Origin of the sequence: Streptomyces aurantiaciflavus (genome assembly GCF_049808595.1) — a bacterium.
Lineage (GTDB): Bacteria > Actinomycetota > Actinomycetes > Streptomycetales > Streptomycetaceae > Streptomyces.
The window spans coordinates 44,908-65,128 of record NZ_JBNCAQ010000026.1; the positions used below are offsets into that span (position 1 = coordinate 44,908).

General features: G+C 72.6%; 23 protein-coding genes. 7 read left to right on the forward strand and 16 right to left on the reverse strand.

All coding sequences use genetic code 11. The features are described 5' to 3' along the window. Positions 1 to 171: 171 nt before the first annotated feature. The 6 genes from ACPT94_RS28145 to ACPT94_RS28170 all read left to right on the forward strand — a co-directional run bounded on the left by ACPT94_RS28145 (position 172) and on the right by ACPT94_RS28170 (position 7,560). Entirely contained in the window at positions 172 to 1,227 is a 1,056-nt protein-coding gene (locus ACPT94_RS28145; RefSeq protein WP_360346150.1) for an ADP-ribosylglycohydrolase family protein, read from the forward strand. A gap of 287 nt (positions 1,228 to 1,514) precedes the next feature. Further along, a complete protein-coding gene (locus ACPT94_RS28150; protein ID WP_425247124.1) occupies positions 1,515 to 2,936 on the forward strand; it encodes an ADP-ribosylglycohydrolase family protein in 1,422 nt (473 codons plus the stop codon). An 8-nt stretch (positions 2,937 to 2,944) separates the two neighbouring features. After that, a complete protein-coding gene (locus ACPT94_RS28155) occupies positions 2,945 to 4,138 on the forward strand; it encodes an ADP-ribosylglycohydrolase family protein (RefSeq protein WP_425247125.1) in 1,194 nt (397 codons plus the stop codon). After that, positions 4,126 to 5,484 (forward strand): ADP-ribosylglycohydrolase family protein, encoded by a 1,359-nt coding sequence (locus ACPT94_RS28160; RefSeq protein WP_425247126.1) that lies wholly within the window; start codon positions 4,126 to 4,128, stop codon positions 5,482 to 5,484. Before ACPT94_RS28155 ends, ACPT94_RS28160 begins: the two co-directional genes overlap by 13 nt. Positions 5,485 to 5,509: 25 nt before the next feature. Then, complete coding sequence (locus ACPT94_RS28165; RefSeq protein WP_425247127.1) at positions 5,510 to 6,745, forward strand: CaiB/BaiF CoA transferase family protein; 1,236 nt, start codon at positions 5,510 to 5,512, stop codon at positions 6,743 to 6,745. Further along, positions 6,742 to 7,560: an HpcH/HpaI aldolase/citrate lyase family protein gene (locus ACPT94_RS28170; protein WP_425247128.1), complete on the forward strand. Its 819-nt coding sequence runs from the start codon at positions 6,742 to 6,744 to the stop codon at positions 7,558 to 7,560. The genes ACPT94_RS28165 and ACPT94_RS28170 overlap by 4 nt, the downstream gene beginning before the upstream one ends. Before the next feature lie 127 nt (positions 7,561 to 7,687). Here the strand turns inward: ACPT94_RS28170 and lgt are convergent, their stop codons facing one another. The 11 genes from lgt to hisI all read right to left on the reverse strand — a co-directional run bounded on the left by lgt (position 7,688) and on the right by hisI (position 16,719). After that, positions 7,688 to 8,737, reverse strand: coding sequence for a prolipoprotein diacylglyceryl transferase (gene lgt, locus ACPT94_RS28175; protein ID WP_425247129.1), 1,050 nt, complete (start codon positions 8,735 to 8,737; stop codon positions 7,688 to 7,690). A gap of 82 nt (positions 8,738 to 8,819) precedes the next feature. Continuing rightward, positions 8,820 to 9,596, reverse strand: coding sequence for a DsbA family protein (locus tag ACPT94_RS28180; RefSeq protein ID WP_360346136.1), 777 nt, complete (start codon positions 9,594 to 9,596; stop codon positions 8,820 to 8,822). Between the two features lie 92 nt (positions 9,597 to 9,688). After that, a complete protein-coding gene (gene trpA / locus ACPT94_RS28185) occupies positions 9,689 to 10,507 on the reverse strand; it encodes a tryptophan synthase subunit alpha (RefSeq protein ID WP_425247130.1) in 819 nt (272 codons plus the stop codon). Next, complete coding sequence (trpB, locus tag ACPT94_RS28190; RefSeq protein WP_360346132.1) at positions 10,504 to 11,790, reverse strand: tryptophan synthase subunit beta; 1,287 nt, start codon at positions 11,788 to 11,790, stop codon at positions 10,504 to 10,506. The genes trpA and trpB overlap by 4 nt, the downstream gene beginning before the upstream one ends. 68 nt (positions 11,791 to 11,858) lie before the next feature. Further along, a complete protein-coding gene (gene trpM / locus ACPT94_RS28195) occupies positions 11,859 to 12,098 on the reverse strand; it encodes a tryptophan biosynthesis modulator TrpM (RefSeq protein WP_360346130.1) in 240 nt (79 codons plus the stop codon). 21 nt (positions 12,099 to 12,119) lie between these two features. Next, positions 12,120 to 12,929: an indole-3-glycerol phosphate synthase TrpC gene (gene trpC / locus ACPT94_RS28200; protein WP_425247131.1), complete on the reverse strand. Its 810-nt coding sequence runs from the start codon at positions 12,927 to 12,929 to the stop codon at positions 12,120 to 12,122. Between the two features lie 185 nt (positions 12,930 to 13,114). Further along, positions 13,115 to 13,561, reverse strand: a complete 447-nt coding sequence (locus ACPT94_RS28205) for a DUF2752 domain-containing protein (protein WP_425247132.1) — start codon at positions 13,559 to 13,561, stop codon at positions 13,115 to 13,117. Between the two features lie 83 nt (positions 13,562 to 13,644). Beyond that, complete coding sequence (locus ACPT94_RS28210) at positions 13,645 to 13,896, reverse strand: HGxxPAAW family protein (RefSeq protein ID WP_360346124.1); 252 nt, start codon at positions 13,894 to 13,896, stop codon at positions 13,645 to 13,647. A 176-nt stretch (positions 13,897 to 14,072) separates the two neighbouring features. Further along, a complete protein-coding gene (locus tag ACPT94_RS28215) occupies positions 14,073 to 14,714 on the reverse strand; it encodes a TIGR02234 family membrane protein (protein WP_425247133.1) in 642 nt (213 codons plus the stop codon). A gap of 71 nt (positions 14,715 to 14,785) precedes the next feature. Further along, on the reverse strand, positions 14,786 to 16,264 hold the full coding sequence (locus ACPT94_RS28220) for an anthranilate synthase component I (RefSeq protein WP_360346120.1): 1,479 nt from the start codon (positions 16,262 to 16,264) through the stop codon (positions 14,786 to 14,788). 11 nt (positions 16,265 to 16,275) lie between these two features. Further along, entirely contained in the window at positions 16,276 to 16,719 is a 444-nt protein-coding gene (hisI, locus tag ACPT94_RS28225) for a phosphoribosyl-AMP cyclohydrolase (protein WP_360346118.1), read from the reverse strand. Positions 16,720 to 16,800: 81 nt separating this feature from the next. Between hisI and ACPT94_RS28230 the strand changes: the two genes are divergently transcribed. After that, a complete protein-coding gene (locus tag ACPT94_RS28230; RefSeq protein WP_360346116.1) occupies positions 16,801 to 17,436 on the forward strand; it encodes a TIGR03085 family metal-binding protein in 636 nt (211 codons plus the stop codon). Positions 17,437 to 17,519: 83 nt separating this feature from the next. On the opposite strand, the gene hisF is transcribed toward ACPT94_RS28230, so the two are convergent. From hisF to ACPT94_RS28255, 5 genes are read right to left on the reverse strand one after another with little or no spacing between them, the layout of a single operon-like run. Further along, entirely contained in the window at positions 17,520 to 18,275 is a 756-nt protein-coding gene (gene hisF, locus ACPT94_RS28235; protein ID WP_360346114.1) for an imidazole glycerol phosphate synthase subunit HisF, read from the reverse strand. After that, positions 18,272 to 18,676 carry a RidA family protein gene (locus ACPT94_RS28240; RefSeq protein ID WP_360346112.1) on the reverse strand — a complete coding sequence of 135 codons (405 nt, stop codon included), beginning with the start codon at positions 18,674 to 18,676 and terminating at the stop codon, positions 18,272 to 18,274. Before ACPT94_RS28240 ends, hisF begins: the two co-directional genes overlap by 4 nt. Positions 18,677 to 18,692: 16 nt before the next feature. Next, entirely contained in the window at positions 18,693 to 19,415 is a 723-nt protein-coding gene (gene priA, locus ACPT94_RS28245; protein WP_360346110.1) for a bifunctional 1-(5-phosphoribosyl)-5-((5-phosphoribosylamino)methylideneamino)imidazole-4-carboxamide isomerase/phosphoribosylanthranilate isomerase PriA, read from the reverse strand. Further along, positions 19,412 to 20,062, reverse strand: coding sequence for an imidazole glycerol phosphate synthase subunit HisH (hisH, locus tag ACPT94_RS28250; RefSeq protein WP_360346108.1), 651 nt, complete (start codon positions 20,060 to 20,062; stop codon positions 19,412 to 19,414). Before hisH ends, priA begins: the two co-directional genes overlap by 4 nt. Further along, positions 20,053 to 20,217, reverse strand: coding sequence for a hypothetical protein (locus ACPT94_RS28255; RefSeq protein WP_425247134.1), 165 nt, complete (start codon positions 20,215 to 20,217; stop codon positions 20,053 to 20,055). The genes hisH and ACPT94_RS28255 overlap by 10 nt, the downstream gene beginning before the upstream one ends. Between the last annotated feature and the right edge of the window lie 4 nt (positions 20,218 to 20,221).

The following is a 20,221-nucleotide window of genomic DNA, read 5'->3' on the forward strand; positions in this document are numbered from 1 at the left end:
AAAGGCTGGGCTAACCTGCGGTTTTACCCTTTCCTGCTCATTCGATCGGGAGGCCGCACAGATGTCGACCGGGTGACATGGCGGCCCGCAGGCCAAGGTCAACCGCCGACGGTGGGACACATCCGCAAAGGGCTCCGCGCCCGTGCGGAACCCCCTCAGGAGAGGCCCCGTATGGCATCCACCGCCTGCATCCCCCCGGTCCGGGCGCCGGGGGACGCCGCCGAACTCCGCGAACGGGCCCGCGGCGCACTGCTCGGGCTCGCCGTCGGAGACGCCCTCGGAGCACCGGCCGAGAACCTGAAGCCCTCGGAGATCCGCGCCCGCTGGGGCCGCATCACGGGCTACGTCGCCGAGAAGCCGGCCGGCACCGACGACACCGAGTACGCGATCTTCTCGGGCCTGCTACTGGCCCGCCACGGCTCGGCGCTCACCCCGGCCCATGTGGAGGCGGCCTGGCACGAATGGATCGCCGACCGCGCGGAGGGACCCTTCCGCGGGGCGGGCTTCAGCGAACGCGGCACCCTGGAGAACCTCCGCCGGGGCCTCGCCGCCCCCATCTCCGCCCAGCACCGCCACGCCTGGAGCGACGGCCTCGCCATGCGCGCGGCCCCCTTCGGCGTCTTCGCCGCCGGCCGCCCCGCCGAGGCCGCCCGCCTGGTCGCGATCGACGGCTCCGTCAGCCACGACGGCGAGGGCATCTACGGCGGCCAGGCGGTCGCGGCGGGCGTGGCGGCGGCGATGGCGGGCGCACCGACGGTCGCGGTGGTGGCCTCCGCGCTCGCCGTCGTCCCCGACGACTCCTGGACGGCCCGCTCCCTGCGCCGCGCGGTGGCGGTGGCCCACCGCGGCGAACGCGCGGTCCGCTCGGCCGTCGTGATCGGCGGCTACCCCTGGACCGACCTGGCCCCCGAAGCGGTCGCCCTCGCCTTCGGCGCGTACGCGGCGGCCGACGGCGACTTCACCCAGGCCGTCCTCACCGCCGTGAACATGGGCCGCGACGCCGACACGACAGCGGCGGTCGCCGGCGCCCTCGCGGGCGCCACCCAGGGCGCGCCGGCCATCCCGGCCGACTGGGCGGCGGCCATCGGCCCGGCACGCGGCACCTGCCTCCCCTCGATGGCAGGCCACCACGTCCTGGACGTAGCGGAACTCCTGACACCGGACTGCGAGGCCCCTCCCGCCCGAGGCGAGACACCCGCACCCCCCACCCCGGAGGCGACCTCATGAGACCACCGGGACCTTGGGACGAGGGGACGGCCATGGGCGCGGGCCAGACCACGCCCACAGCGCATCCGACCACAGAGGAGGCCCTGGCGGAGCCGAGCGTTGACGAGGCCCCGGCGAAGCCGGACGTGAACGAGGCTCGGGCGGAGCCGGACGTGAACGAGGCTCGGGCGAAGCCGGACGTGAACGAGGCTCGGACGGGGCCGGGCGTGAACGAGGCTCGGACGGGGCCGGGCGTGAACGAGGCTCGGACGGGGCCGAGCGTGAACGAGGCTCGGACGGGGCCGGGCGTGAACGAGGCTCGGACGGGGCCGAGCGAACCCACGCCCACCGCGGAACCGAGCGCGGGCGCGGCCGCCGACGGCGGGGAGGCCCCACAGGGGCCACCCGCACCCGACAACGATGCCCGCACGGGTGGTGCGGGTGGGAACGACACGGCCGAAGGCGAAGCCGAGGCCGTTGACCAGTCCCGCCCCCGGCAGGGCAACGCCGAGGCCGTCGACCAGCCCCGCCCCCGGCAGGGCAACGCCGAGGCCGTCGACCAGCCCCGCCCCCGGCAGGGCAACGCCGAGGCCGTCGACCAGCCCCGCCGTCGGCAGACAACCCGCGTCGAGGGCCTCCTGCTGGGCCTGGCCGCAGGCGACGCCGCCGGTTGGCCCGCCGCCCGCCATCGAGCCGCCCGTATGCCCGACTGGACCCGCCGCCTCACCCGCGAACTGGACACCTTCGCCGAACAGAACGCAACGACCACCCTCCCCGTCCCCATCGCCCTCAACCAGCCCCCCGAACCCCTCCGCCTGGGCCCCTCCGACGACGCCGAGTGGGCGGCCTTCGCCGCGGAGGCCGTCCTGCGGGCCGGCGACGACACCGCCCTGGGCGACCTGAGCCGGGAACGCCGAACCCGCGCCGCCATCGACCTCACCTGGAACGCCGTCGCGAGCGAGGTCGCGGCGGCAGCCGACCGCGCGCCCGAGGTCGAGTCGGCCGTGCTCCCCCTGCGCGCCCGTATCTCCGTACGCGCCGGCCTCGGCAACCTCGCCGCCGGCCTGCGCCCGCCCGCCACCGGCCACGACAACCCGCACTACTTCGACGACGCGGCGTGCGTACGCGCGTGCGTGCTGGCCGTGGCCCACCCCGGCGACCCCCGACTCGCCGCGGAGCTCGCCGAGTTCGACGCCCGCTACACCCAGGACGGCGACGGCGTGCACGGCGCCCGGGCGATGGCCGCGGCGATCGCGCTGGCCCTGGTCGGCGCGGACATCGGGACCTGTGTGACCGCGGCCCTCGCCGAGCTTCCCGAGGAGACGGAGATCGGCCGCAACACCCGCCACGCGCTCAAGCTCGCGCAGGACGCCGAGAGCGCCTTCGCCCTGGTCCCCCTCCTGGAGCACGAGATCGTCGACCACGTCTACAGCTACGGCATCGCGGCCGCCGAGACGGTCCCGGTCGCTCTCGCCCTGGCTCTGGCGTCCGGCGGCCGTATCGCGGAAGCCGTACCGGCGGCGGCCTGTCTGTCCCGGGTCGCGGACTCCGCTCCCGCTCTCGCGGGCGCCCTGACCGGCGCGTTGGGTGGCGGTGAGGCGATCCCGGCCACCTGGCGCGACACCTGCCGCACACTCTCCGGCTGCGCCCTCCCCCGCCTCACCGGCACGGACCTGGTGGAACTCGCCGAACTCCTGGAAGCCGTACAACCGCCCCCGCCAGGAGGATGATTCGGGGCATGGCACCCAAAAGAGAAGAACAGTACGGAGGGGACGGCGGAACCGGCGCGACCCTGGAGCAGCGCATCACCGGCGCCCTCGTCGGCGCGGCCGTGGGCGACGCCCTCGGCGGCCCCGTCGAGGGCTACTCCCCCGACCAGATCCTCCAGCGCCACGGCGGCCGCGTCCACGGCATCGTCGGCCCCTGGAACGGCGACGCCTGGCGCACCGCCCGCCCCATCGCCCCGTACCACAAGGGCGACGGCCACGTCACCGACGACACCTTGATGACCCACGCGCTGGTGAGGGTCTACGCCACGGTCCGCGACCATCTCGACGCGTACGCACTCGCCGACCACCTGGTCCCCGACCTGATGACGACCCCGCGCTGGATCCCGGAACTGGAGGCCGAGGCCCTCCCCCTGCACCGTGTCTTCCTGGCGGAGAAATGGCTGGTGGCACGCCTCCACTACGGCCATGTCGACCCCCGCGAGGCAGGCGTCGGCAACATCGTCAACTGCGGCGCCGCGATGTACGTGGCCCCGGTCGGCCTGGTCAACGCGGCCAACCCGCCGGCCGCCTACGCCGAGGCGATCGACCTGGCGGGCGCCCACCAGTCGTCGTACGGCCGTGAGGCGGCGGGCGTGTTCGCGGCAGCGGTGGCGGCGGCCTGCGCGCCGGGCGCGACGGCGGAGTCGGTGGTGACGGCCTGCCTGGCCCTGGCCAAGGACGGCACTCGGGCGGCCATCGAGAAGGTCTGCGAAGCGGCGACCGGCCACAAGGACTTCGAGTCGGCGTTGGTCCCGCTGCGGGAAGCGGTGGCTCCGTACGACACGGTCGGCCCCGACTACCGCCGGCCCTCACTCGCCGCGCGCCGCCCCTCCCGTCTGCACGCGATCGAGGAACTCCCCGTCGCCCTCGGCATGTTGCTCGTCGCCGGCGGCGACTACCGTCACGCCGTCCTGGGCGCGGTGAACTACGGCCGCGACTGCGACTCGATCGCCACGATGGCCGGCGCGTTGGCCGGAGCCCTCGGTTCCTGCGTCCCGGACGACTGGTCGAAGCAGGTCGCGGAGGCCAGCCGCCTGGACCTGTGGGAGCCGGCGAGAACGCTCACCGACGTGACCAGGGAGATCTTCCAGAAGGACCTGCGCCGCCGCAGGGCCCACGAGCAGGCGTTCACCGGGATCGGAGGCCAGGCATGCTCCGCCTGACCTGGGTCCAGCCGGAAGACCTCCTCGGCCACGAACTGCGTCAGGCCACCCAGGACGGCCGCGAACCGTCGGCGGTCGCCGCCCGCTGGAAGGCAGCGGGCGGCTGCGAACCCCCACCCCGAGCCGGCGCCTCCTCCCCCCGCGCCTCCCGCTACCTCCGTCTCCTGGCGGAAGACCTGCTGGACGAACTGGCCGACCTGCCCAGCAGCTTGACGGAACACGAGCCGACGGACCTGGACCGGATCAAGGCGCTCTGCCCCAACTGGCCGCGTCGGACTGTCCCGGCCCTCACCCAGGCCGGCCTGGAAGCAGCCTGGCTGGGCCGAGCCGCCGGCTGCCTCCTGGGCAAACCGGTGGAGAAGCTCCCCCTCCACGGCATCCGCCAACTCGCCCGATCCACCGGCAACTGGCCCCTCAGCACCTACTTCACCGCGCAAGGAGTCCCACCGGACCTCCTTGCGGCGTACCCCTGGAACCGCCGCTCGGCCCCGACCTCCCTCGCCGAGAACATCGACGGCATGCCCGAGGACGACGACCTCAACTACCCCCTGCTCAACCTGCTCCTGCTGCAACGCCACGGCAGAACCTTCACCACCACCGACGTGGCGGAACTCTGGCTGGCCGAACTCCCCGCCGGCCGCACCTTCACCGCCGAACGCCTCGCCTACCGCAACCTCCTCTCCGGCATCGAACCCCCGTACACCGCCCGCCACCGCAACCCCTTCCGCGAATGGATCGGCGCCCTCATCCGCGCCGACGTCCACGGCTGGACCAATCCCGGCGACCCGGCCGCCGCCGCGGAACAGGCCCACACGGACGCCACCCTCACCCACACCGCCAACGGCGTCTACGCGGCGATGTTCACGGCCGCTGCGATCGCCGCCGCGGCGACCGGCACGCACGACATCCACGCCTGCCTCCGCACCGGCCTGACGGTGGTCCCACCCCGCTCCCGCCTGGCCGAGGCGATCACCCACGCCATCCAACTGGCGGGCTCCCACGAGGACTTCGACACGGTGGTGGACGAACTCCACGCCACCCACGCCGCCACCTACCACTGGGTCCACGCGATCCCCAACACCGCCCTGCTCGCCGCCGCCCTCACCCACGCCGACGGCGACTTCACCGGCTCCGTCTCCCGGGCTGTGTCGGGGGGCTGGGACACCGACTCCGACGGCGCCACCGCCGGCAGCATCGCCGGCCTCCTCACCGGCGACCCCACCGCCCTCCCCGACCGCTGGACGGCCCCCCTGAAGAACCGCCTCGCCACCTCCGTCGCCGACTTCGACGGCACCGGCTTCGACACCCTCGCCCACCTCACCCACCGGGAGGCCGCACGCCCATGACCAGGACCGAGAAGCAGCACGCGTCATGACCGAGACAGCCAGGACGACCGAGACGACCGAGACGACCGAAACGCCCCGCGCCCCCCTGACCGGCCTGCGTGTCCTCGACATGGCCACCCTCTTCGCCGGCCCCCTCGCCGCCACCATGCTGGGCGACTTCGGCGCGGAGGTCATCAAGATCGAGCACCCGGCGAAGCCCGACCCGTCCCGGGGCCACGGCCCGTCCAAGGACGGCGTCGGCCTGTGGTGGAAACTCCTCGGCCGCAACAAGCGCACCATCACCCTGAACCTGTCCACGCCCGGCGGCCGGGCCACCCTCCTGCGCCTCGCCGCCACCGCCGACGTGATCGTCGAGAACTTCCGCCCCGGCACCCTGGAGAAGTGGGACCTCGGCTGGGAGGAACTGTCGGCGGCCAACCCCCGCCTGATCCTCGCCCGGGTCACCGCCTTCGGCCAGTTCGGCCCCTACGCCCACCGCCCGGGCTTCGGCACCCTCGCCGAGGCGATGAGCGGCTTCGCCGCGATCACCGGCGAACCGGACGCACCCCCGACCCTCCCGCCCTTCGGCCTCGCCGACTCCATCGCGGGCCTGGCCACGGCGTACGCGGTCATGACGGCCCTCGCCGCCCGCGACCGCACGGGCGAGGGCCAGGTCGTCGACATGGCGATCATCGAACCGATCCTGACCGTCCTGGGCCCGCAGCCCCTCTGGTACGACCAGTTGGGACACGTCCAGGAGCGCACCGGCAACCGCTCCGCCAACAACGCCCCCCGCAACACCTACCGCACCGCCGACGGCACCTGGGTGGCGGTCTCCACCTCGGCCCAGTCCATCGCCGAGCGCGTCATGCGACTGGTCGGCCGCCCCGACCTGATCGACGAGCCGTGGTTCGCGACGGGCGCCGACCGGGCCGCGCACGCCGACGTCCTCGACGAGGCGGTCGGCCGCTGGATCGCCGCCCACACCCGCACCGACGTCCTCGCCGCCTTCGAGAAGGCGGAGGCGGCCGTCGCCCCGGTCCAGGACGTCCGGGACGTGATGACGGACCCCCAGTACCAGGCCCTCGACACGGTCACCACCGTCGACGACCCCGAACTGGGTCCGGTCCGCATGCAGAACGTCCTCTTCCGCCTCTCCTCGACGCCCGGCGCGATCCGCTGGGCCGGCCGCCCGCACGGCGCGGACACCGAGGCGGTCCTCACCGAACTGGGCCTGGCCCCCGCCGACCTGGCCGCCCTGCGCGCGGAGGGCGCCCTGTGACCTTCCCCCTCACCTGGCTGTACGTCCCCGGCGACCGCCCGCACGTCGTCGCCAAGGCCCTCGCCTGCGGCGCGGACGTCGTCGTGATCGACCTGGAGGACGCGGTCGCCCCCGACCGCAAGGAGTACGCCCGCGCCGCGACCGCCGACCTCCTCTCCGAGGCACAGCCGGTCCCGGTGCACGTCCGGATCAACGCCCTGGACAGCCCGCCGGCTGCCGCCGACCTCCGGGCGGTGGCCGCCCTCCGCGGCGTGTCCGGCCTGCGCCTCCCGAAGGTGGCCTCACCCGCCCAGATCACCGCCGTCGCGGAGCACACCACCCGCCCGCTCTACGCCCTCCTGGAGACGGCCCTCGGCATCGAACACGCCTACGCCATCGCCGCCGCACACCCCTCCCTCCGCGGCATCTCCCTGGGCGAGGCGGATCTACGGGCCGATCTGGGCGTACGCGAGGACGCGGGCCTCGACTGGTCCCGCTCCCGTGTGATCGTCGCCGCCCGGGCGGCGGGCCTGGCCCCGCCGCCCCAGTCCGTCCATCCCGACACCCGCGACCTGGACGGCCTGGCGGCCTCCTGCGCCCACGGCCGCACCCTCGGCTTCCTGGGCCGCGCCGCCATCCACCCCCGTCAGCTCCCGGTCATCGAACGGGCCTACCTGCCCACGGAGCGCGAGCTGGAGGAGGCGGAGACGGTCGTCAAGGCCGCGGCGACCGAACAGGGCGCCCAGGCCCTCCCGGACGGCCGCTTCATCGACGCGGCGGTGGTGGCGGCAGCCCACCGCACCCTCGCACTGGCCCGGCGGGCCCAGGTGTACTGATCACGAGCCGTCCCGCGGCGCCGGCCAACGGTGCCGAACCCACCGTCACCCGCCGCCTCCATCCCCCGCGCACGCGACGAGGGCGCCCGGCAGACCCCGGGCGCCCTCGTCGTCGTGGAACAAACCGTCAGCTCTTCTTGCCGGCCGCCTCGGACTCGGCTTCGGCTTCCGCTTCGTCCTTCGCGTCGTCCTTTTCCTTGCCGTCGCCCTCGGCGTCCTTCTCGGCGTTCTTCTCGGCGTCCTTCTCGGCGTTCTTCTCGGCGTCCTTCTCGGAGTCCGCCTTCGCCTCCGAGGACCCGGACTTGGCCGTGTCCTCCGACTTGCCCTCGCCGTCGGCCTCGGTGCCACCGTCGGAGGCCTCCACGTCCGGCTCCACCACGGCCTCACGGCCCGGCCGCTTCTTCGCCGACACCACGAAGTACGTCACCGCGAGCAGGAACACGATCAGCGCGGTCCAGTTGTTCAGCCGCAGGCCCAGGATGTGGTGGGCGTCGTCGACACGCAGGTACTCGGTCCAGAACCGCCCCACGCAGTACGCGGCGACATACAGCGCGAACGCCCGGCCATGGCCCAGCTTGAAGCGGCGGTCGGCCCAGATCACCAGCAGGGCGACACCGAGGCACCACAGCGACTCGTACAGGAACGTCGGGTGGTAGTAACCCGGGATCCGGCCGTCCGCCGAGGACGTGATGTGCAGCGCCCAGGGGAGGTCGGTCTCCTTGCCGTACAGCTCCTGGTTGAACCAGTTGCCCCAGCGGCCGATCGCCTGCGCGAGGGCGATGCCGGGCGCGACGGCGTCGGCGTAGGCGGGCATCGGGATGCCGCGGCGGCGACAGCCGATCCACGCGCCCAGCGCGCCGAGCGAGATCGCGCCCCAGATGCCGAGGCCGCCCTCCCAGATCTTGAAGGCGTCCACCCAGTCACGGCCCTCGCTGAAGTACAGCTCGTAGTCCGTGATCACATGGTAGAGGCGGCCGCCGAGGAGGCCGAAGGGCACGGCCCAGACCGCGATGTCGGCCACCGTGCCGGCCCGCCCGCCCCGGGCGACCCAGCGCCTGTTGCCGAGCCAGACCGCGACGAAGACACCGATGATGATGCAGAACGCGTAGCCGCGCAGCGGAACGGGGCCGAGGTACAGCACTCCGCGCGACGGGCTGGGGATGTAGGCAAGTTCCATGGCAAGGTCGACGCTACCCTGCCGCACCGGGCCCACGGCAGGCAGCCCGGCTACGGCTCCATAACGGGCCGGTGAGAAGAACTCACCCCTGGTCGGCCTCCTCCACCATCTCCTTGAGCTTCGCCGGTGTCATCGTCTGGTCCTGGTAGATGTTCTTGCCGTTCAGCAGCACGGTCGGCGTGCCGGTGAAGCCGCCCTTCTGGAAGGCCTCGTTGGACTTGACGACCCAGCTGTTGTGCGTGCCCTTCTCGACGCAGGCGCGGAAGGCGGGGGTGTCGAGGCCATCGACCTTGGTGGCCAGGTCGAGGAGTTCGCTGTTCTCGGCGAAGGCGTCGTCGCGCTCCGGGGGCTGGTTCTGATACAGCACGTCGTGGTACCCGGGGAACTTGCCGAGGTCCTGGGCGCAGGCCGCGGCGTTGGCCGCGTTGCGCGAGCCGGTGCCGCCCATGTTGCCGTCGATCAGGGTGGCCAGGTGGTACTCGACCTTCAGCTTCCCGGCGCCGGTCAGTTCGTGGATCGTCGAGCGGTAGGCGTCCTCGAAGGCCTTGCAGGCGGGGCAGCGGAAGTCCTCCCACACCGTGAGCGTGGACTTGGCGCCGTCCTTGCCGACCGGGATCGCCAGGGCGTCCTTGCCCTGCGCGCCGGAGGGCGCCACGACCGGGCCGGAACTGTCCCGGCCGTCGTCCTTGCCCGTGTTCGCCGCGACGATGCCGATGACCGCCGCCAGGCCGAGCACGCACACCACACTCGCGCCGACGATCAGCGTGCGGCGCCGCCGCTCCGCGGCCTTCTGCTTCTCCCGCTCCACCGCCAGCCGCTCCCTGGCGGTGCGCTTCCCTTCACGATTCTTCTCGCTCACACCCCCAGAACGAACCGGGGAGGCGCAGCGCGCCTCCCCGGTCCCAGGTCCACCCGTTCGGGTGACCGATTATTTCTCGTCGCCCGGAGGCGTCATGCCTGCCCGCGCACGCCCTTCGCCAGCTCCCCCGCGAGGGCCCGCACGGCCTCGACACCTGCGGCGTCGTCCGGGGCGTCCAGCATCCGCTTGACGAAGGCCGAGCCGACGATCACGCCGTCGGCGAAGCCGGCGACCTCGGCGGCCTGCTCGGCGTTGGAGACACCGAGGCCGACGCAGACGGGCAGGCCGGTGCCGGTGGCCCGGGTGCGCTCGACCAGGTTCTGCGCCTGCGCGCCCACCGACTCACGGGTGCCCGTGACCCCCATCAGCGAGGCGGCGTAGACGAAGCCGCTGCCCGCCTCGGTGATCCGGGCGAGCCGCTCGTCCTTGCTGCTGGGCGCCACGACGAAGACCGTCGCGAGGCCGTGCTTCTCGGCGTGCTCCCTCCACAGCGCCGCCTCCTGCACGGGCAGGTCGGGCAGGATCGCCCCGGCCCCGCCCGCCTCCGCCAGCTCGGCGGTGAACCGCTCGACGCCGTAGCGGTCGATGGGGTTCCAGTACGTCATCACGAGCACGGGCTTCCCGGTGGCCTGGTGGGCCTCGCGGACCGTGCGCATGACGTCCGCGATCCGCACGCCGCCGCGCAGGGCGATGTCGTCGGCGGTCTGGATGACCGGGCCGTCGAGGACGGGGTCGCTGTGCGGCAGACCGACCTCGACGACGTCCGCTCCGCCGTCCAGGACGGCCTTGATCGCCTCGATCCCGCCGTCCACGGTCGGGAACCCGGCCGGGAGGTAGGCGATGAGCGCGGAGCGGCCCTCGGCCCTGGCGGCGGCGAGGGTGTCCGACAGCAGCTGGATGTTCCCGCTCACTTGGCGTCCCCCTCGATCTCGGCGGCGTCCGTGTCGGCGTCCGCGTCCACGCTTGCGTCGGTGTCGTACAGGCCGAAGTAGCGGGCGGCCGTGTCCATGTCCTTGTCGCCGCGGCCGGACAGGTTGACCACGATCAGCCCGTCCTTGCCCAGCTCCCTGCCGACCTCCAGGGCGCCGGCCAGCGCGTGGGCGCTCTCGATGGCCGGGATGATGCCCTCGGTGCGCGACAGCAGACGCAGCGCCTGCATGGCCGCGTCGTCGGTGACCGCGCGGTACTCGCCGCGGCCGGAGTCCTTGAGGTAGGAGTGCTCCGGGCCGATGCCCGGGTAGTCCAGACCGGCCGAGATGGAGTACGGCTCGGTGATCTGGCCCTCGTCGTCCTGGAGGACGTACGACCGGGAGCCGTGCAGGATGCCGGGCTCGCCCGCGGTGAGGGTGGCCGCGTGCTCGCCGGTCTCGACGCCGTGTCCGGCCGGTTCGCAGCCGATCAGGCGTACGGAGGCGTCCGGGATGAAGGCGTGGAAGAGGCCGATGGCGTTGGAGCCGCCGCCGACGCAGGCGATCGCCGCGTCGGGCAGGCGCCCGGCGCGCTCCAGGAGCTGGCGGCGGGCCTCCACGCCGATGACGCGGTGGAAGTCGCGGACCATGGCCGGGAAGGGGTGCGGGCCGGCGACCGTGCCGAACAGGTAGTGGGTGTGGTCGACGTTGGCGACCCAGTCGCGGAAGGCCTCGTTGATGGCGTCCTTCAGCGTGCGGCTGCCGGACTTCACCGCGACGACCTCGGCGCCCAGCATGCGCATCCGGGCCACGTTGAGGGCCTGGCGCTGGGTGTCGATCTCACCCATGTAGATGGTGCACTCGAGCCCGAAGAGCGCGCAGGCGGTGGCCGTCGCGACGCCGTGCTGGCCGGCGCCGGTCTCCGCGATCACGCGCGTCTTGCCCATGCGCTTGGTGAGCAGCGCCTGGCCGAGCACGTTGTTGATCTTGTGGGAGCCGGTGTGGTTGAGGTCCTCGCGCTTGAGGAACACCCGGGCGCCACCGGCGTGTTCGGCGAACCGCGGCACCTCGGTGAGGGAGCTGGGGCGGCCGGTGTAGTGGACGAGCAGGTCGTCGAGTTCGCGGGCGAACTCGGGGTCGTGCTTGGCCTTGTCGTACTCGACGGCGACCTCGTCCACGGCGGCGACGAGGGCCTCCGGGATGAACTTGCCGCCGAAGGCGCCGAAGTAGCCCTCGGCGCTGGGGACTTGACCCTCCGGGTCGGGGATGAAGAACTCGCTGGGCATGCGGATACCTCACGGTGAGTTTTGTGGAAAAACGTCATCGCCGTGGGGGCGGAGCTTGTCGGGCGGCCTCAGGCCGGATACGGCTCGTCGCGCCCGCGCGGCGGTCGCCGCACATCGGACAGAGCCCCGCGCCCCTGGAAGGGGCGCTGCCATCGCATGCCGTTCACCTGCCCGGGTTCGTCTCCGATGACGTACCGCACCCGTCGGCCGTGGACGCGCCGCGCGGGCGCGCGGCAGCCACGGGGGCGGCAGCCGCGCGCGAGGCGGGCGTACCGGTCCGTGGTCGTCACAGAGGCGGTGGGAGTCATCGGGGCAACCCTATCGAACGATCAGCCCCGGCCGTGTCGCAATGCGGGGTGCTCTCCCGCCGCCACCAGGTCGGCGACCGCCGTCTTCGGGTCGCGGCCCGTCACCAGGGACTCGCCGACCAGGACGGCGTCGGCGCCGGCGTTGGCGTAGGCGATCAGGTCGTGCGGGCCGCGGATGCCGGACTCGGCGACCTTGACGATGCTCTCGGGGATCTCGGGGGCGACCCGTTCGAAGGTGCCCCGGTCGACCTCCAGGGTCTTCAGGTTGCGGGCGTTGACGCCGATCACCTTGGCGCCCGCGTCCACGGCGCGCTCGACCTCGTCCTCGTCGTGCACCTCGACGAGCGGGGTGAGACCGATGGAGACGGCGCGCTCGATCAGCGACTCCAGGGCCGGCTGGTCGAGGGCGGCCACGATCAGCAGCGCGAGATCGGCGCCGTACGCGCGGGCCTCCCACAGCTGGTACGAGGTGACGATGAAGTCCTTGCGCAGGACCGGGATGTCCACGCGCGCGCGGACGGCCTCGAGGTCGGCGAGCGAGCCGCCGAAGCGGCGCTGTTCGGTGAGGACGGAGATGACGGCGGCGCCGCCCGCCTCGTAGTCCGCGGCCAGACCGGCCGGGTCGGCGATCGCGGCGAGCGCGCCCTTGGACGGGCTGGACCGCTTGACCTCGCAGATGACCTTGACGCCCTCGCCGCGCAGGGCCGCCACACCGTCCTTGGCGGCCGGAGCCTTCGCCGCGCGCTCCTTGAGCTCGTCGAGGCTGACGCGCGCCTGCCGCTCCGCGAGGTCGGCACGGACTCCGTCGATGATCTCGTCGAGCACACTCACGCGAGCGGCCCCCTTCCAGACGGTTGACAGTTCCAGCGACCAGTGGAAACCGATGGTCACTGCGATGGTATCCGGAGGAGGGCGAAGGCCTCGCATCCGGTGGACGCCGTTCCCTCCCCCACCCTCGAACCAGCTTCGCATGGCTCGGGCGGGAGGTGCCCCCATACTGGACGTTCACGCGCCGATCAAGGATGCAGCCAGCCACCGAACGGCAGGTTCCGGACAACCGTGAAGACCAGCAGGAAAGCGCCCAGGATCCACAGGTGGACCGGCCGCGGGTCGAGGCGGGGCGGACGTCCACGGGCCACGCGGACCACCCAGACGGTCCACAGCACCGCGAAGCCCAGATAGGCGACCACCGCCATCGCGTTGGCGTGCAGGGCGGTCGTGAGGTCCCCGTGCACGAAGGCGTGCGCGCTGCGCAGACCGCCGCAGCCGGGGCAGTAGAGACCCGTGTACTGCAGGAGCGGGCAGACCGGGTAGTGGCCGGGTTCGTTGGGGTCGACGGCCCCGACGAACGCAAAGGCCCCGGCGACGGCCGCGAGGATCCCGGCGGGCACGGCCAGCCGTCCTGCCACGGTCCCGCGGGAGGAAGGTGTCACGCTCTGGCTGTCGGGGTGCACGCCTCGCATTGTGCCTCCGCGGAGGGCGCCACGCGCGCGTGAGGGGCGGCCGGTCGCTCACCGGCCGCCCCTCCACCACGTTTTACGCGGGCTCAGCTCTCGGCGTGCGCCGGCTCGCGCGTCGCCGCGACCTGGTGCACCGGGTGGACGTCCTTGGGCTGGCCCATGCCCATCGCGCGCATCACGGCGCCGACGACACCACCGAGCACCACGATCACCATGCCGGCCCAGAAGCCCAGCGGCTCGGCCATGACCATGAACGCGCCCGCGACGCAGAAACCGATGAAGGCGATGGTGACGCCGGTCCAGGCGGCCGGGGTGTGTCCGTGGCTGCTGCCCGCCATGACTTGCTCCTCGTTGCTGTCTACGTGTCGTACGTGCCGTGCGTGCCGTACGTGTCCGAGCCGGACGCTCGCCCCCCATTGTCCCGTACGCACACGCGTACCGGACGCGGGGGTCGCTTCCGGCGGAGTCTGTTTCACCACATCGGCAACCGGCCCGGTGTCCGGCGCCGGGACCGTCAGGCCGGGTCCACGCCCGTCGGGTCCTCGCCCCGGTCCAGGGCCTTCCAGATCTCCTCGGGCCGGTCGGGGTCGACGGGCTGGGCCCTGCGCCGGGGGCGGGGGGCGCCGTTGCGTTCGTACCGGCCGGACATGGCGGGCCACAGGCGGCCGTAGCGCAGGGCGAGCAGGCCGGCCAGGAGGATCAGGGCGCCGCCCGCGGCCGCGGCGTACGGCCAGGCGGTGTGGGTGAGCGAGGCGACGGTGGCGGAGGTGTCGCCGGAGGCCTGGGCGGCCTTCTCGTCGAGCGCGGAGCTGTCGGAGGCGCCGAACAGGGCCGCGGCGACGATGCCGACGCCGGAGAGCGCGAGGAGGGCGGAGACCGCGAGGCGGCCGGCCCTGCGGACGGCGAAGACGGCGACGAGCGCGGCCAGGCCCACTATCGCGAGCGCCGCGGGGACGCCGGTGACGTCGCTGCCCTTGGCGGTCAGGGGAAAGGCGCCGCCGGCCACCGTCGCCGTGCCCTCCGACCAGCGTTGCCGGGTCGAGAGCAGGGCCACGGCCGCGCCCAGCGCACCGCACAGCAGGGCGAGGGCGAGGCTCCGGCGGCCGGACGCGGCGGCTTCGGGACGGGAGTGAGGTACAGCAGTCACGTACTCCACTATCGCGTGAACCCCGGGCGAACCGGCACCCGGGGTTCCGTGAGAAGCGCCCCATTCGCGCCGGGGTTGCCCTACTTGCCCAGCCGGTTGGCCGTGTGCACCGCGCGCAGCACCGCCGCCGCCTTGTTGCGGCACTCCTGGTCCTCGGCGACCGGGTCGGAGTCGGCGACGATGCCCGCGCCGGCCTGGACGTAGGCGGTGCCGTCGCGCAGCAGGGCGGTGCGGATGGCGATGGCGGTGTCGGAGTCGCCGGCGAAGTCGAGGTAGCCGACGCAGCCGCCGTACAGGCCGCGGCGGGACGGTTCCAGCTCGTCGATGATCTGCATGGCGCGCGGCTTGGGGGCGCCGGAGAGGGTGCCCGCCGGGAAGCAGGCGGTGAGGACGTCGAAGGCCGTGCGGTCCGGGGCGACGCGGCCCGTCACCGTCGACACGATGTGCATGACGTGCGAGTACCGCTCGATGGACATGAAGTCGACGACCTCGACCGAGCCGGGCTCGCAGACCCGTCCCAGGTCGTTGCGGCCGAGGTCGACGAGCATGAGGTGCTCGGCGCGCTCCTTGGGGTCGGCGAGCAGTTCGTCGGCGAGGGCCTGGTCCTCCTGCGGGGTCGCCCCGCGGTGCCGGGTGCCGGCGATGGGGTGGACCATGGCCTGCCCGTCCTCGACCTTGACGAGCGCCTCCGGGCTGGAGCCGACCACGTCGAAGCCGTCGAAGCGGAACAGGTACATGTACGGGGACGGGTTCGTGGCCCTGAGGACCCGGTAGACGTCCAGCGCGCTCGCCGTGCAGGGCGTTTCGAAACGCTGGGAGGGGACGACCTGGAAGGCCTCGCCCGCGCGGATGCGCTCCTTGATGTCTTCGACGGCCTCCTGGAAGTCGGGGCCGCCCCACAGCGCGGTGTACTCGGGGAGCTCGGAGGGCGGCAGGACGGCCGGGGGCTGGGCCACCGCGCGCGAGAGGTCCGCCTCCATGGCGTCGAGGCGCGCGACCGCGTCCGCGTAGGCCTCGTCGACGCCCGTGTCGAGGTCGTTGTGGTTGATCGCGTTGGCGATCAGCAGGACGGAGCCCTCCCAGTGGTCCATGACGGCGAGGTCGCTGGTCAGGAGCATGGTCAGCTCGGGCAGCTGGAGGTCGTCGCGCTCGCCGGGGCCGATCTTCTCCAGGCGGCGCACGATGTCGTAGCCGAGGTAGCCGACCATGCCGCCGGTGAAGGGCGGCAGGCCCTCCTGGTGGGGGGTGTGGAGGGTCTCGACGGTGGCGCGCAGGGCGGCGAGGGGGTCCCCGTCGACGGGGACGCCGACGGGCGGGGTGCCGAGCCAGTGCGCCTGTCCGTCGCGCGCGGTGAGGGTACCCGCGCTGCGGACGCCCACGAACGAGTAGCGGGACCACGACCGGCCGTTCTCCGCGGACTCCAGGAGGAACGTGCCGGGGCGCTCGGCGGCGAGCTTGCGGTAGAGCGCGACCGGGGTGTCGCCGTCGGCGAGGAGCTTGCGGGTGACCGGGATGACGCGGCGGTCGGTGGCCAGCTTGCGGAACGTCTCGAGGTCCATGGCGGCTGACCTTACTGATCCGAGGCCGGTACGCCGGAATCGGCGTCCTTGAGCAGTACGTCGGCGTCGAAGCAGGTGCGCGCGCCGGTGTGGCAGGCGGCGCCGACCTGGTCGACCTTGACCAGCACGGTGTCGGCGTCGCAGTCGAGGGCGACGGACTTCACCCACTGGAAGTGCCCGGAGGTGTCGCCCTTGACCCAGTACTCGCGGCGGCTGCGCGACCAGTAGGTGCAGCGGCCGGTCGTCAGGGTGCGGTGCAGCGCCTCGTCGTCCATCCAGCCGAGCATGAGCACCTCACCGGTGTCGTACTGCTGGGCGATGGCGGGGACGAGCCCGTCGGGGCTGCGCTTGAGGCGCGCGGCGATCTCCGGGTCGAGGCCGCTGGATGGAGAACTGTGGCCCGAAGCGCCGCGATGAGGGGTGGTGGTCGGGCGACGGGCGGGCGTGCTGGTCATGCGGCCATTGTGCCGCGCGGGACGGGCGGGCCCGGCCGATGTCCACTGTCCGGACCTGCTACGTGGTCGTAGGCTGACCGCATGTCGACTTTCGCCAAGCGTGAACGGCTCCTTCTCGCCGAGCTCTTGGAGACCGCGGGTCCAGACGCGCCGACTCTCTGCGAGGGCTGGCAGACCCGTGATCTGGCCGCGCATGTGGTGGTGCGCGAGCGTCGGCCCGACGCCGCCGGGGGTCTGCTCATCAAGCAGCTCGTGCCTCGCCTGGACAAGGCGATGGAGGAGTTCGCCGCCAAGCCGTACGAGGAGCTGATCCAGCTGATCCGTACCGGCCCGCCGCGCTTCTCGCCCTTCCAGTTGAAGCAGATCGACGAGGCGTCGAACACGATCGAGTTCTACGTCCACGGCGAGGACGTCCGTCGCGCGCAGCCCGACTGGACGCCTCGTGAGCTCGACCCGGTGTTCCAGGACGCTCTCTGGTCGCGTCTGGAGCGCACCGCCCGTCTGATGGGCCGTGGTACGCCGACCGGTCTGGTGCTGCGCCGCCCGGACGGCCGTACGGTGGTCGCCAACCGCGGCACCCCGGTCGTGACGGCCACCGGCGAGCCCTCGGAGCTGCTGCTGTTCCTGTACGGCCGGAAGAGCGCGGCGAAGGTGGACCTGGCGGGCGACGAGGACGCGATCACGAAGCTGCACGGCGGCAAGCAGCTCGGGATCTGAGAGGGCGTCTCGTGTTCCAGGTCGCCATGACATGAGTAAGCCCCGGCCACCAGGTGGCCGGGGCTTACAGCGGTCCCGGGGCGTCACCGCACGGGGTGGCCCGCTTCCCGCAGTGTCTGCTTCACCTCGCCGATCCGCAGATCCCCGAAGTGGAAGACGGAGGCGGCCAGGACGGCGTCCGCGCCCGCCTCGATCGCCGGCGCGAAGTCCGCGAGCCTGCCGGCGCCGCCGGAGGCGATCACCGGGACCGTGACGTGCTTGCGGACGGCGCCGATCATCTCCAGGTCGTAGCCGTCCTTCGTGCCGTCCGCGTCCATGGAGTTCAGCAGGATCTCGCCCGCGCCCAGCTCGGCCGCCCGGTGCGCCCACTCGACCGCGTCGATGCCGGTGCCCTTGCGGCCGCCGTGGGTCGTCACCTCGAAGCTCCCGGACTCGGTCCGCCGGGCGTCCACCGACAGCACCAGCACCTGGCTGCCGAAGCGCTCCGCGATCTCCTTGATCAGCTCGGGGCGCGCGATGGCCGCCGTGTTGACGCCCACCTTGTCGGCGCCGGCCCGCAGCAGCTTGTCCACGTCCTCCGGGGTGCGTACCCCGCCGCCGACGGTCAGCGGGATGAACACCTGCTCGGCGGTGCGGCGCACCACGTCGTAGGTGGTCTCGCGGTTGCCCGACGAGGCGGTGATGTCCAGGAACGTCAGCTCGTCGGCGCCCTCGGCGTCGTAGACCTTGGCCATCTCGACGGGGTCGCCGGCGTCGCGCAGGTTCTGGAAGTTGACTCCCTTGACGACCCGGCCGTTGTCCACGTCCAGGCAGGGGATGACTCGGACCGCCAGGGTCATGAATTCACGGCTCCTCTGAATGCTTCCAGTTCCACTTCGACCAGGATGCGCGGGTCGACGAAGCCCTCCACGATCAGCAGGGTCGAGACCGGGCGCACGGCGTCGAACAGTTCGTGGTGGGCCCGGCCCACGGCGTCCACGTCCCGTGCGTGGCTCAGGTACATCCGCGTACGGATCACGGACCCGACGGCGAGCCCGAACTCGCCGATCGCCTCGATGGCGCTGGTGAAGGCCACCTTGGCCTGCTCGTAGGGGTCGCCCTCCCCGTAGAGCACGCTGCCCTTGAAGGCGGTGGTGCCGCCCACCAGGACCCGGTCGCCCGCCGCCACGGCGCGTGCGAAACCGAAACTCTCTTCCCAGGGACTTCCGCTCTGCACACGCCGTACGGCTTCGGACGTCATGACACTGTGTCCTTTTTCACGACGTAGCCTCCAGGGCTTCTTCGAGGGTGAACGCCTTCGCGTACAGCGCCTTCCCGACGATGGAGCCCTCGACACCGAGGGGAACCAGCTCGGCGATGGCGCGCAGGTCGTCGAGGGACGACACGCCGCCGGAGGCGACGACCGGGCGGTCGGTCGCCGCGCAGACGTTCTTCAGCAGCTCCAGGTTGGGGCCCTGGAGGGTGCCGTCCTTGGCGATGTCGGTGACGACGTACCGCGCGCAGCCCTCCTTGTTGAGGCGCTCCAGCGTCTCGTAGAGGTCGCCGCCGTCGCGGGTCCAGCCGCGGCCGCGCAGGGTGGTGCCGCGGACGTCGAGGCCGACGGCGATCTTGTCGCCGTGCTCGGCGATGACCTTGGCGACCCACTCGGGGGTCTCCAGGGCGGCCGTGCCGAGGTTGACCCGGGTGCAGCCGGTGGCCAGGGCGGCGGCAAGGGTGTCGTCGTCACGGATGCCGCCGGACAGCTCCACCTTGATGTCCATGGCCCTGGTCACCTCGGCGATCAGTGCCCGGTTGTCGCCGGTGCCGAACGCGGCGTCCAGGTCGACCAGGTGCAGCCACTCGGCGCCCGCCCGCTGCCAGGCGAGGGCGGCCTCCAGGGGGGAGCCGTAGGAGGTCTCGGTGCCGGACTCGCCGTGCACGAGGCGTACGGCCTGGCCGTCGCGGACGTCGACGGCGGGGAGGAGTTCGAGCTTGCTCACAGGGTTCCGATCCAGTTGGTGAGGAGCTGGGCTCCGGCGTCGCCGGACTTCTCGGGGTGGAACTGGGTGGCCCACAGGGCGCCGTTCTCCACGGCGGCCACGAACGGCTTGCCGTGCGTCGACCAGGTCACCTTGGGGGCGTGCATCGTCGGGTTGTGCGTCTCCAGGGACCAGTCGTGGACGGCGTAGGAGTGCACGAAGTAGAAGCGCGCGTCCGCGTCCAGGCCGGCGAACAGCTCGGAGTCGGCCGGGGCGTCCACGGTGTTCCAGCCCATGTGGGGGACGATCTCGGCCTGGAGCGGCTCGACCGCGCCGGGCCACTCGTCGAGGCCCTCGGTCTCCACGCCGTGCTCGATGCCGCGGGCGAACAGGATCTGCATGCCGACGCAGATGCCCATCACCGGGCGCCCGCCGGACAGGCGCCGGTCGATGATCCAGTCCCCGCGCGCGTCCCGCAGGCCTGTCATGCAGGCGGCGAAGGCGCCGACGCCCGGCACCAGCAGGCCGTCGGCGTTCATCGCCTTGTCGAAGTCACGGGTGATCTCGACGTCGGCCCCGGTGCGCGCGAGGGCACGCTCGGCGGACCTCACGTTCCCGAAGCCGTAGTCGAAGACGACGACTTTCTTCGAAGCGGTGCTCAATTCCACACCTCCAGCCGCAGGACACCCGCGACGAGACACATCGCGGCGCCGATGGAGAGCAGCACGATCAGGCTCTTCGGCATCTGCTGCTTGACGAAGGAGTAGATGCCGCCGACGAGGAAGAGGCCGACGACGATCAGGACGGTGGAGAGTCCGGTCATGGCG